Raw genomic sequence first — 11,917 nt, 5'->3', positions numbered from 1 at the left:
GGACTGATCAGCACAGATAAGGACCGCGCCGATGACTGACGCCCAGGACCGGGAACGCGTGAAGGAAGAGCTCTACGCCCTCGACATCTCCGGGGTCGAGTGGCAGGGGGCGCCGGGGACCAGTCCGGACGAGGAGCGGGTGGAGATCGCGTACCTGCCGGGCGGCGGGGTCGCGATGCGCTCCTCGCTCGACAAGGAGACCGTGCTGCGCTACACGAAGGCGGAGTGGGACGCCTTCGTGCTGGGCGCGCGGGACGGCGAGTTCGACCTGAAGTAGCGGAACCGGCGGGCGACCGCGTACGCGCGAGGGGGTGGCCCGTGTCGCACGGGCCACCCCCTCTGTGTCAGTGACGCGGGGTCACATCATCATGCGGAAGCGGGACGCGTTGCCCTTGTCGGTGTCCTGGTAGCCGACGACCGACTCGTCGAGGAGCTGGGCGATGCGCGCCAGGTCCTGGTTCATGCCCGCCATGTCCTTGGTGAGGCGGTCCTGGCTCTCGCGGTACGCGATCTTCGCCTCGCCCTCCCAGTTGGAGGCGACGCGGTTGACCTCGGCCATGAGGTCGTCCAGCTTCTGGCTGAGCTGGCTGGACGTCAGGCGGACATCGCCCGCCGCCTGGGTCACGGTGTCGTAATTGACCGCAGTAGTCATGTTCGTGGCTCCTGGAGTGTTGAGACGCGGGAGGTGGGCGAGGCTCAGGCCATGCCGAGGATGGCGCTCTGGCCGCTCGACGTGTCGTCCATCTTGCGGAAGGACCGGATGCGGTCCTCCTCCTCGCGCGTGAAGCCGTCGGCGCTCATGCGCATGACCTCTTCGAGCTTGACGAGCTCGACGCGCATGTTGCGCAGCCGCTGGTTCAGGTCGTTCTGGACCCGGTCGTACTCCTTGCTCGCCGCGCCCTGCCAGCCCGCCTGGATGCGGTCCACCACGCCGTTGAGGGACGTGATGCGGGCCTGGAGCTCGTCGTGGAAGTCCTGGATCCGGCCGGCGAGCTTGACTTGTTCGGCACTGGTTACGTTCAGGTCTTTCGACATCTTGCCCCTTCTTCCTTCGGTGGCGGCGGCGGTCAGGCCGCCGGGCCTTCCGAACGCGATACGGACGGGTATCTCTTGATGCCGCCCCCGTGCTGGGGTCGCACTGCCGTGCCCCCGCCGGTCACTCTAGCCATTGGGGACGGTAGTTCCAACTGCAAAGTAGCCACCGGATACTTGGCCCGGCGGGCCGTTCCGAGGGCCGTTCCGGAGGCGGTCGACGGGGCCACCGGCGGGGCCGTCACCGGAGCGATCTCCGGCGCCGGCCGTCGCGGATCACGGCGGCGGTTCCGGCGACCACGGCGACCAGCACCGCGCCGATCCCCAGCGCGTAGGTGGCGAGCCGTTCGGAGCGTTCCTGGGGGGTCTCCGACATCGCCATGGCGGCCGGTTCGGGCGCCGCGGCCTTCGGCGGTCCCGGGTCCGGCGTCGGGCTGCTCGCCGGGGCCGTGTCGTCGGGGCCGTCGGCGAGCGCCCGCACCGGGTCCACCACGCCCCAACCCACGTACGCGTCACGTCCGTTGACCGGGCGGACGGCGGTCTGCTCGATCCTGGTCACGATCTGCGCCACGCTCCAGTCCTTGTGCTTGGCGCGCAGCAGGGCCGCGACCCCGGCGACGTACGGGGCGGAGAAGCTGGTCCCGTTGTCGACGCACTGGCCGCCGCCCGGGACGGTGGAGACGATGTCGACGCCGGGGGCGGCGACTCCGACGAAGTCGCCCGGCTGGGAGAAGGCCGCCCGCTCGTTGTTGCGGTCCGAGGCGGCGACGGCGAGGACGCCGGCGAAGCCGGCGGGGTAGGTCATCCGGGACCTGCCGTCGATGCCGTCGTTCCCGGCGGAGGCGACGACCACGACGTTCGCGCGGATCGCGCGGGCCACGGCCCGGCCCATGGCGGAGTTCGCGCCGAGCGGCTGGGCGGTGTCCTGGGAGATGTTGATGACGTCGGCGCCCTGGGCGACGGCGTGGTCGATCGCCTGGGCCATCGTGTCGGACTTGCCGCTGTTCTTCTCGTCGTTCTGCCGGATCGGGATGATCTTGGCTTCGGGCGCGAGACCGACGAAGCCGGTGCCGTCGGCGGGCCGGGCGGCGATGATGCCGGCGACCTTGGTGCCGTGGCCGACCTCGTCCACGACGCCGCCGGTCTTGCCGCGGTTCTCGTCGCCGATGCCCGGGTTCTCCTTGTCGGGCTTCAGGTAGTCCTTGCCCGCCTTGACGTCGACCGCGTCCTTGAGCTGCGGGTTCTTGATGTCGACCCCGGTGTCGATGACGGCGACCCGGACGCCCGCGCCCTTGGTGTCCTGCCACAGCTCGTCGAGCAGCACCCGCTGGAGCGGCCAGGGGATGCCCTCGATCTGCTTCTTCATCGGGAACGTGCACTCGCCGCTGCCGTCGAGACCGGCGGGACCCGGGACGCCCTCGGCGTACGCGGCGGGCGGCGCCGCGAGCAGACAGCCGAGGGCCGCGGCGGCGAGCAGGGCTCCCGTGCGGTACGTCGCCGTCCGCGCCGTCATCCGAGTCACCTCCCTCACGCCCCTCACGAACCCTGCGGCTGGCGCGCGCTGTTGGTGTCGAGGCGCGGGCCCTTGGACAGGAAGTCCGACCACTCCTGCGGGACGAGCACCGGAGTGACCTTCTCGTAGCCGAGACGCTTCTGCGCGTCGGAGGGTTCCGGGCGCCGGTCGCCCTGCGGCTGCTCGCCCGCGCCGATGCCGGAACGGCTCTTGTCGCTGTCGCCGTTGGCCTGCACGGCGTAGCGCAGCCCGGTGTCGGTGACGAGGAAGAGGGAGCCGCCGGCCGCGGCCTGGCCGCCCTGGACCTGGGTGTAGAGCAGGCCGGTGCCGGGGGTGACGTACGTGCTGGTGCCGCCGGCCGTGATGTCGGCGGGGTACGCGGTGCCCGCCCAGGTCGACAGGACCGTCCGGCCCTTGTCGCCGACGCTCCGCAGGACCGAGCAGACGGTGTCGCGGGCGCCCGCCCCGCCGACGGAGTTGACCAGCTTGGACTGCGCCTCGGGCCAGCGCAGTTCGGCGCCGAAGCGGGCGGGGTCGGGGCTGAGCTGGCCCATGTCGACCGCGCTGGCCTGCCCGTTCATGCCGAGCTGGGCATCGGCCGTGTCCGTGGAGTTGATGATGAGCCGGGCGGTGAACGGGGACACCGGCCGCACCTTCCCCTGGAGCACGACGTAGTGCTGGGGCCCGGAGCCGGTCTGGGCGACCAGCACCATGCCGATCCTGTCCTGCGCCTCCGAGAGGCCGCCGTTGACGCCGGCGTCGGCGCCGAGCACGCCGGGGACCTTCGGGTAGGTGACGGTCGAGCCGGTCTTCAGGGTCTTCAGCCAGTCGTCGGTCACCTGCTGGGGCTGCCGGCCCTCGCCGAACAGCGTCGTGGTGAGGTTCTTCGCCGTCTCGTCGATCCGGTACTTGGTGCCCGTGTGGTCGACGAGGTACTGGGCGCCTTCCTTCTGCCCCTTCACGTACAGGACGTCGGCGGGGCCCAGCCGGTACTTGTCGTCCGTGCGCCCGAGGTCGCGCTCGGCGAAGAGGAAGGCGGCCTTCTGCACCCCGCCGCCGTTGCCGCCGCCGGGCTGCTCGCACACCGCCCAGCGCTTGGCGGTGCCCGCGTCCTTGTCGCTCGGCAGCCGGTCGGGGGCGTACGGGATGCCGAGGATCGGGCCGCGCGGCGGGTCGCCCTTGTCGAGCTCCTTGTCGGCGACCTGGATGACGGCGAAGTCGTCGGGGTTGAGCAGCAGCCGGGCGGAGGCCAGGTTGAGCACCGGGTGGAGCAGGGTCTTCTTGTCCTTGCCCGTGCCGGTGGTCAGCACGACGTAACGGGTGGTGGACTGCTTGCCGACGATCACCCTGGTGCCGGGCGTGTCCCAGCCCTTGGGGGCGGTGGGCTTGAACATGCCCCAGGCACCGAACCCGGCCACCACCAGCGCCCCGACGATCAGCCCGGGGACGACCGCGCGCAGCGGCCTGGGCGCCCCCTCCTCCGTACCCGAGGGAGAGGGTTGGAGGAATGCCGCGATGGTGCGCTTCTTCGCAAAGGTGTACGCGTTGAGCTCGTCCCGCCGTGATGCCATGAGTCCCCATTTTCGTCAGGCGCAGTCGTCGCTCGGGAGTCCGGGGAGCAGGGCGCCCGGGCCCCGGCTGCCGGACCGGCCCCCTACTATGCCTGCTGTCCGCCCGTGTTCGCGGGGCGGGTAGGGTGATCCAGCCGCCAATGGCCTGGCGGGCCAGGGTGATCGGGATGAATTGAGGGGGATTCTCCAATCATGGCTTCCGCTACGCGGGCGAGGCCCGCCGTCGCCGCGCCCTCTTCGGCGCCCCCCGTCTCCCCCGCTCCGGGGTCCGGTTCGTCCGTTCCGTCCTCCGTGGCGCCCCGACTCCAGGCACACCCCGGACACTTCGGTGCGTTCCGATTGCAACAGCTCGTACTGATCGAGGTCGCGGCGGCGCTGCTGCTCGTGGCCGCGGCCATCGACAAGCTGATGCTGGTCCCCGCGGGCGTGCTCGCCGCGGTGCTGGTGCTGCTCGCGCTGGTGCGCCGGCACCGGCGTTCGCTGCCGGAGTGGCTGGGCACCTTCCTCGCGCTGCGCGCGCGGGCCCGCCGGGCCGCGTCCCTGACGGTGCCCGAGGGCACCGAGCCGGGGCTCGCCCCGGTCGTCGAGTGCGACCCGGCGCTGCGGACCTACGCGTACAGCGACCGCGACCGGCGGCCGGTCGGGATGATCGGCGACGGCACCTTCCTCACCGCGGTGGTCCGGGTCGAGTCCGAGGCCACGGCGCTGCGCCCGGACCGCTCGGCGCGCCCGCTGCCGGTCGGCCTGGTGCGGGACGTGCTGGCGGTGGACGGCATCCGGCTGGAGTCGGCGCAGATCGTCCAGCACACCCAGCCGGCGCCCGCGCCGCACCTGCCCGCGCAGTCGATGGCCACCCGCAACTACGCGCCGCTGCAGGCGCAGACGGGCTCTCCGGCGCTCCGGATCACCTGGATCGCGCTGAAGCTCGACCCGGAGCTGTGCCCGGAGGCGGTGGAGGCGCGCGGCGGCGGTCTGGAGGGCGCGCAGAAATGCCTGGTGCGGGCGGCGGACCAGTTGGCGAGCCGGCTGGCCGGTGCGGGCTTCACCGCCACCGTCCTCACCGAGCAGGAGCTGACCGCCGCGCTCGCCACCTCGACCTGCGCCAGCCCGATGGCCATAGCGCAGGCGGGCCGGGGGCAGGCGCAGGCGCGGCGGACCCAGGAGACGGCGCGGACCTGGCGGGTGGACGACCGGCGGCACACCACGTACTGGGTGGGGCGCTGGCCCCAGTTGGGCGGGGCGGGCGGCGCGGGGGCGTCGATGCCGCAGCTGGTGGCGCTGCTGACCTCGCTGCCGGCGCTGGCGACGACGTTCAGCCTGACGCTCAGCGGCGGTGACCGCCAGGAGGTGACGGTCACCGGTCACGTACGGATCACCGGGCGCAGCGACGAGGAGCTGGTGACGGCCCGGCACGAACTGGAGCGGGCGGCGCGCGGCGTGAAGACGGGCCTGGTGCGGCTGGACCGCGAGCAGGTCCCGGGCATGCTGGCGACGCTGCCGCTGGGGGGTGCGCGCTGATGGCCACGCCGGCGAACGGCCCCGCGCAGCCGCAGGGATACGGGACGGGGCACGGGAACGCGATGGGGTCTGTGGGCGCGGTGGGGTCTGTGGGCTCGATGGGACAGGCCGCCGGACGGCCGGCCGCGCAGGCGTACGGGCAGCCTGGCGGGCAGCCGGGCGGGCCTTCCGCCGGGCAGGCGTACGGGCAGCCCGTCGCCGGGCAGCCCGGTGGCGGGGTCCTCTCGGGCGCGCCCGCGAACACGGGCGCCGTCGCCGTCGGCGGCGGCGAAGGGGTGTCCGGCGGGCGTCCCGCCGGGGCGCCCGCGCGGCGGACCGGCGGCGCCGAGCGGGGTGCCGCACGGCGTACGGGGCGCGGCGGCAGGCCCCGGTTCGGCTTCGGTCTGATCGGCCCGCGCCGGGACCGGCACTCCGTCCCCCTCGACCAACTCGGCGCGCTGGCGCTGCCGGTGGGCGACGACGGCCTGGTCGTCGGCGTCGACGCCGAGGGCCGTCCGGCCGTGCTCGGCATCAACCGGCCCAGCCCCTACGACGTCACGCTCATCGGCGGCCTGTGGACCGCGCAGGTCCTCGCCCTGCGCGCGGCGGCGACCGGCGCCCGGATCGCCGTCGAGACCGGCCGCGCGCAGGCGTGGACCACGCTGGCGCAAGCCGCGGGCGGCGGGCAGCCCTGCATCACCCTGCACGACGTGGGGCGGGTGCCGCCCCAGGGCGCCTCCGCGGGCAGTCCCGTCGTCGTCGTCCGCGACTGCGGCATGCGGCCGCCGCGCGGCCGGGTGGTGTCGGCGCCCTGGCAGTCGGTCGTGACCCTGCTCCCCTATCTGAGCCCGGTCGCTCCCCGGCTGCTTGAGAAGTCCTCGCTGGTCGGGGTCCAGCGGGTGTCCCCCGACGAGGCGGCCCGGATCGGGCGGATCATGGGGCTCCGGCGCAGCGAGTCGGAGGCGCTGTCCACGCTCGCCGACGGCGTGACCCTGTGGTGCACCCCGAACGACCGGCAGTTCGTCATGACGCAGGCCACCGACGCCGAGACCGGATTGTTGGGCGGCGCGCGCCGGATGGACTGAGCCGCCGGACCTGTCCACTTGTCCACTTATCTAGGCATTTCCTTCACCGGGCGTTTCACGCTCCGGTACGCGTGGGTCACTTGGGGCCCGGGCGTGGTCCGCGCGGTGCGCGGCGGGGGGCCGTCGGCCCTGCCCGACGGGCACGGTTGGCGTTTAGGGTGGGAAGGGCCCGCCCATGACGGCACAAGGGTGCGCGACCACATCAGGAGGCAAAGTGAACGGCGACCGGGACGAGATCAAGGGGGGTTGGAACCCGCCCGTCGACGATCAGTCCGACCAGTCCGACCCGGACGCCGCCGAGATGACGGGCGAGTTCACGATCGACTACACCCCTCCGGCCTGGTACACGCAGAACGCGTCCGCCGGTTCGGCCGCTACGGCGCCCACGCCTCCCCCGCCGACCGGTGCGCCGGTGGCCGTTCCCGGGCTTCCGGCGGCGGGCGGCTTCGAGCCGACCTGGACGCCGCCGCCGGCCCCCGCGCCCATGCCGCCCGCTCCGGTGGCGCCCGCGCCCATGCCTCCCGTACCTGCGGCTCCCGCTCCGGTGGCGCCCGCGCCCTTCGGGGGCGGGGACGTGGAGAGTGGGGCGACCATGCGCTTCTCCCCCGCCGCGCTGAAGCGCGAGCTGGGCGAGCCGTCCGGCGGGCAGCCGGTTCCGCCCGCGCCTTCGCCGGAGACCGCGCCTTCGCCGGAGCCCGAGCCCGAGCGGGCCGTCAGCGAGGCCGCCGCGCCCGTGGCCGAGGGGCCGGTGGAGCCCGTCGAGCCCGAGGGTTCGGTGGAGCCCGTGGCCGAGGCCGTCGCGAAGGCCGAGCCCGAGGCCGAGGCCGAGGCGAGCGCCGAAGTCCCGGCGGCGGACGGCACGGACCAGGCTCCCGACGAGGCCGCCGCCGAGGCCGCCGCGCCCGCCGAACCGCAGCCGCCGGTCGCCGCCGCGCCTCCCGCGCCCGTGGAGCACGCCGTGCCCGTGCCCGCCGAGCCGCAGCCCCCCGTCCAGGCGCCCGCCCCCGCCCCCGCCCCCGCCCCCGCGCCCTTCGAGCCGCAGGACGCCGTGCCCGGACCCGGGCTGCCGCCCGCGCAGCCGCTGCCCGGCGGCGGTGCGCTGCCGCCGCTGCCGCCCTCGTTCCAGCCCGCGACCCCCGCGGCGGCCCCGCAGTGGCCCGCCCAGACGGCGCCCGGCGAGCAGCCGCCCGCCGCCGCCCCGCTGCCGCAGGCCGCCTCCTGGCCCGCCCCGCCGGCACCCGCGCCCGCCCCGGCGCCCCCGCAGGGCGGCTACGGCTTCCCGCCGCCCGCCCAGCCCTACCCCGGCCAGCCGGGGCCCCAGCCCTTCCCGGCGCAGCCCCAGCCCCCGCAGGGCGGCTACGGGTTCCCGCACCCGGGACAGCCCGCACCCGCGCCCGTACCCCCGCAGGGCGGTTACGGCTTCCCCCATCCCGGCCAGCCCGCGCCCGTACCCCCGCAGGCCCCGCAGCATCCGCAGGCCCCTCAGGCTCCCCACGCCCCGCAGCCCGGGAGCCTGCCGCCCGACTACGCGGTGCCCGCCCCGCCGGTGGATCCCCGGACCGGGGCCGCCTGGCCCACGGCCGTGACGCACGACCAGCGCGAGCGGTCCGTGCCGGGCGCCCCGCTCGGCTACAACGCGGCCGTCGAGCTCTCCTCCGACCGGCTGCTGCGCAACAGCAAGCAGAAGGCCAAGTCCAGCCGCAATCCCGGCGCTTCGGCCCGGTTCAAGCTCGGCGGCAAGAAGGAGGAGGCCGAGCGGCAGCGGAAGCTGGAGCTGATCCGTACGCCGGTGCTCTCCTGCTACCGGATCGCGGTCATCTCCCTCAAGGGCGGCGTCGGCAAGACCACGACGACCACCGCGCTCGGCGCGACCCTGGCCACCGAGCGACAGGACAAGATCCTGGCGATCGACGCCAACCCGGACGCCGGCACGCTCGGGCGCCGGGTGCGCCGCGAGACCGGGGCGACCATCCGCGACCTGGTGCAGGCGATCCCGTACCTCCACTCGTACATGGACATCCGGCGGTTCACCTCGCAGGCGCCGTCCGGCCTGGAGATCCTCGCCAACGACGTGGACCCGGCGGTCTCGACGACCTTCAACGACGAGGACTACCGGCGGGCCATAGACGTCCTCGGCAAGCAGTACCCGATCATCCTGACCGACTCCGGCACCGGGCTGCTCTACAGCGCGATGCGCGGGGTGCTCGACCTCGCCGACCAGCTCATCATCATCTCCACGCCGTCCGTGGACGGCGCCTCCAGCGCCTCCACGACGCTGGACTGGCTCTCCGCGCACGGCTACGCGGAGCTGGTGCAGCGCTCGATCACCGTCATCTCGGGGGTCCGCGAGACCGGCAAGATGATCAAGGTCGAGGACATCGTGCAGCACTTCCAGACCCGCTGCCGCGGCGTCGTCGTGGTGCCCTTCGACGAGCACCTGGCGGCGGGCGCCGAGGTCGACCTCGACATGATGCGGCCGAAGACCCGGGAGGCGTACTTCCACCTCTCGGCGATGGTCGCCGAGGACTTCACGCGCGCCCAGCAGGCGCAGGGGCTGTGGACCGGCGACCCGCAGGGCGGGCTGCCCCCGCACATGGCCCCGCCGATGCCCGGCCACGGCCAGGTGCCGGGCCACGGCCAGGCGCCCGGGCAGCCGTATCCCGCGCCCGCCGCTCCCCCGGCCCCGCCCGCGCCCATGCCCGCGCCCGGTCAGCCCTATCCGCCGCAGCCGTACCCGCCGCAGGGCGGGCCGGTGCCGGGGCAGCCGTACGCGCCGGGGCCCCATCCCCACCAGGGCCAGCCGGGTCAGCCGTACGGAGCACCGCCCGCACCCGGTCAGGCGTACGGGATCCAGCCGCCGGTGCCGCAGGGCTGGCAGCAGCCGCCCGCGCAGCCGCTCCCGCCGCAGGCCGATCCGCAGGGGCAGGTCCCGCCGCCCAACTGGCCGCCGCAGCAGCCTCCGCAGGCTCCGCCAGCCCCTCAGCAGTAAGGCGTCACAGGAGTAGACCAATGAGCCCCCGAACCGGTGTTCCGGTACGGGGGCTTTTGGCATTCCCGCAGTCCACACGTGGTTTGAGACATCGTTGACGACGGCAGACCACCGCTGATACACCTTCGCTTCATCCATCGTCAGCCCAAGATCCACGGCACTTCCCCCGACGCACGCATCCCGACGCGAGGTCACGCCCCATGGTCATGGTCACGAAGGCACCACCCCCTCCGGCACCCGCCCACAGAGCTCCCGCCCGCCGGGCCCTGCGCCTGCTCGTCGCCCACGGGGTCGCCGCCGCCTCGCTCGTGGCCGTCCCGCAGGCGGCGGGGGCGGTCGCCGGGGCCGCCGGAGACGGCGACGGCAAGGCGGGGGCGGGCAGCACGCTCACCGTCGCCGTCTCGCAGAGCGTCGACTCCCTCTCGCCCTTCCTCGCCCAGAAGCTGGTCTCCACCAGCATCCACCGGCTGGCCTACGAGTACCTGACCAACTACGACCCGAAGGACGCGCGCACCGTCCCGGGCTTCGCGACCGCCTGGGCGTCCTCGCCGGACAAGCTGACGTGGACGTACACGATCCGCTCGGACTCGAAGTGGTCCGACGGGCAGCCGGCCACCGCCGAGGACGCGGCGTGGACGTTCCAAAAGATGATGACCGACCCGAACGCGGCGACCGCCAACGGCAGCTTCACCGCCAACTTCAAGACGGTCAGCGCGCCCGACCCGCGCACCCTGGTCATCGAGCTGAAGAAGCCTCAGGCGACGATGACGGCACTGGACGTGCCGATCGTGCCCAAGCACGTGTGGGAGAAGGTCGGCGACTTCTCGAAGTTCAACAACGACAAGCAGTTCCCGATCGTGGGCAACGGGCCCTTCGTCATCACGGACTTCAAGGTCGACCAGTACATCAAGCTCAAGCCCAACAAGGACTTCTGGCGCGGCGCGCCCAAGTTCGACGAGCTGGTCTTCAAGTACTACAAGGACGGCGACGCGGCCGTCGCCGCCCTCCAGAAGGGCGAGGTGTCCTTCGTACCGAACCTGACACCCGCCCAGGCGGCGGCCCTGAAGACGCAGCCGGACATCAAGGTCAACGACGCACCCGGCCGCCGCTTCTTCGCGCTGGCCACCAACCCGGGCGCGCGGGCCAAGGACGGCAAGACCTTCGGCAACGGGAACAAGGCGCTGCTCGACCCGGAGGTGCGCAAGGCGCTCTTCCTCGCCGTGGACCGGGCCACCCTGGTCGACAAGGTCTTCCAGGGGCACGCCGTCGAGGGCGAGGGCTACATCCCGCCGCGCTTCGGCTCGTACTTCTGGCAGCCCACGGCCGAGCAGAAGCGCGGCTACGACCCGGCGAAGGCGGCCCAGGTGCTGGACGCGGCCGGCTACCGGAAGAACGGCGAGGGCAAGCGGCTCGGCAAGGACGGCAGGCCGCTCGACTTCCGCATCCTGTGCCACGCCACCGACCCGAACGACAAGGCGGTCGGCAAGTACCTCCAGGAGTGGTGGGGCGGGCTGGGCATCGGGCTGAAGGTCGAGTGCCTGGACAGCGTCTCCGACCCGTGGGTCAAGGGCGACTACGACCTCGCCTTCGACGGCTGGTCGGTCAACCCGGACCCGGACTACGTGCTGTCGATCCACACCTGCGACGCGCTGCCCGCGACCCCCAAGGACTCCGGCGCCACCGACAACTTCATCTGCGACCCGCGCTTCGACGCGCTGTACGCGCAGCAGGCCGTCGAGTACGACCCGGCCAAGCGCGCGGACCTGGTGAAGCGGTTGCAGTCGCGGCTGTACGACACGGGCTACATGAACGTCCTCGCGTACCCCAACGCCCTGGAGGCGTACCGCACCGACCAGATCGGCTCCATCACCACCATGCCCTCGGCGGCCGGCAACCTCTGGGGCCAGGACGGCTACTGGAGCTGGTGGTCGGCCGTGCCCGCCGCCCGGGCCTCGGACGGGGGCTCCGGCTCCTCCTCCACCGGGGTGATCATCGGGATCGGCGCCGCCGTGGTGGTGGTCGTCGGCCTCGGGATCTTCCTGGGGATGCGCCGCCGCTCCACCTCCGACGACCGCGAGTAGCCGGTGACGAGCGCGAGCACCCCCGCCTCCGCGGCCCGGACCGAGCCGGTCCGGCCTCGACCTGAAGACGTCGCCGGTAGCCGAAGCGACCCACGGCCACCGGCACCACGGCGGTCGCGGCACCCGCCACGAGGGCCGATGAGGCCAAG

The 11,917-nt window shown here is 73.6% G+C and carries 9 protein-coding genes; 5 read left to right on the top strand and 4 right to left on the bottom strand.

Annotated features, from left to right (window positions below):
• The first annotated feature begins 31 nt into the window (after positions 1 to 31).
• Complete coding sequence (locus tag AB0C99_RS35580) at positions 32 to 277, top strand: DUF397 domain-containing protein (RefSeq protein WP_132918945.1); 246 nt, start codon at positions 32 to 34, stop codon at positions 275 to 277.
• Between the two features lie 81 nt (positions 278 to 358).
• Here AB0C99_RS35580 and AB0C99_RS35575 read toward each other — a convergent pair whose 3' ends face one another.
• The 4 genes from AB0C99_RS35575 to eccB form a co-directional block, all read right to left on the bottom strand.
• Complete coding sequence (locus AB0C99_RS35575; RefSeq protein WP_351667517.1) at positions 359 to 652, bottom strand: WXG100 family type VII secretion target; 294 nt, start codon at positions 650 to 652, stop codon at positions 359 to 361.
• Between the two features lie 44 nt (positions 653 to 696).
• Entirely contained in the window at positions 697 to 1,035 is a 339-nt protein-coding gene (locus tag AB0C99_RS35570) for a WXG100 family type VII secretion target (protein WP_362483979.1), read from the bottom strand.
• A 238-nt stretch (positions 1,036 to 1,273) separates the two neighbouring features.
• Complete coding sequence (gene mycP, locus AB0C99_RS35565; protein WP_362483978.1) at positions 1,274 to 2,545, bottom strand: type VII secretion-associated serine protease mycosin; 1,272 nt, start codon at positions 2,543 to 2,545, stop codon at positions 1,274 to 1,276.
• Between the two features lie 23 nt (positions 2,546 to 2,568).
• Positions 2,569 to 4,116 (bottom strand): type VII secretion protein EccB, encoded by a 1,548-nt coding sequence (gene eccB / locus AB0C99_RS35560; protein WP_362483976.1) that lies wholly within the window; start codon positions 4,114 to 4,116, stop codon positions 2,569 to 2,571.
• Between the two features lie 192 nt (positions 4,117 to 4,308).
• On the opposite strand from eccB, the gene eccE reads away from it, so the two are divergent.
• The 4 genes from eccE (at position 4,309) to AB0C99_RS35540 (ending at position 11,768) form a co-directional block, all read left to right on the top strand.
• On the top strand, positions 4,309 to 5,634 hold the full coding sequence (eccE, locus tag AB0C99_RS35555) for a type VII secretion protein EccE (RefSeq protein ID WP_362483974.1): 1,326 nt from the start codon (positions 4,309 to 4,311) through the stop codon (positions 5,632 to 5,634).
• 383 nt (positions 5,635 to 6,017) lie between these two features.
• The gene (locus tag AB0C99_RS35550) at positions 6,018 to 6,698 is read left to right on the top strand and encodes a hypothetical protein (protein WP_362484000.1); all 681 of its coding nucleotides are present in this window, start codon (positions 6,018 to 6,020) and stop codon (positions 6,696 to 6,698) included.
• Positions 6,699 to 6,912: 214 nt separating this feature from the next.
• Positions 6,913 to 9,687 carry an SCO5717 family growth-regulating ATPase gene (locus AB0C99_RS35545; RefSeq protein ID WP_362483972.1) on the top strand — a complete coding sequence of 925 codons (2,775 nt, stop codon included), beginning with the start codon at positions 6,913 to 6,915 and terminating at the stop codon, positions 9,685 to 9,687.
• 206 nt (positions 9,688 to 9,893) lie between these two features.
• Positions 9,894 to 11,768, top strand: coding sequence for an ABC transporter substrate-binding protein (locus tag AB0C99_RS35540; protein ID WP_362483998.1), 1,875 nt, complete (start codon positions 9,894 to 9,896; stop codon positions 11,766 to 11,768).
• Positions 11,769 to 11,917: the final 149 nt, after the last annotated feature.

The sequence above is a fragment of the Streptomyces sp. NPDC048659 genome, assembly GCF_040650575.1.
Classification (GTDB): Bacteria; Actinomycetota; Actinomycetes; order Streptomycetales; family Streptomycetaceae; genus Streptomyces.
Note: the sequence above shows the minus strand (reverse complement) of the source record. Positions and strands in the feature narration are given on the sequence as shown.

Coding starts and splice junctions, on each gene's coding strand:
- AB0C99_RS35580 (WP_132918945.1), top strand. CDS start 32: ATGACTGACGCCCAGGACCGGGAACGCGTGAAGGAAGAGCTCTACGCC.
- AB0C99_RS35575 (WP_351667517.1), bottom strand. CDS start 652: ATGACTACTGCGGTCAATTACGACACCGTGACCCAGGCGGCGGGCGAT.
- AB0C99_RS35570 (WP_362483979.1), bottom strand. CDS start 1,035: ATGTCGAAAGACCTGAACGTAACCAGTGCCGAACAAGTCAAGCTCGCC.
- mycP (WP_362483978.1), bottom strand. CDS start 2,545: ATGACGGCGCGGACGGCGACGTACCGCACGGGAGCCCTGCTCGCCGCC.
- eccB (WP_362483976.1), bottom strand. CDS start 4,116: ATGGCATCACGGCGGGACGAGCTCAACGCGTACACCTTTGCGAAGAAG.
- eccE (WP_362483974.1), top strand. CDS start 4,309: ATGGCTTCCGCTACGCGGGCGAGGCCCGCCGTCGCCGCGCCCTCTTCG.
- AB0C99_RS35540 (WP_362483998.1), top strand. CDS start 9,894: ATGGTCACGAAGGCACCACCCCCTCCGGCACCCGCCCACAGAGCTCCC.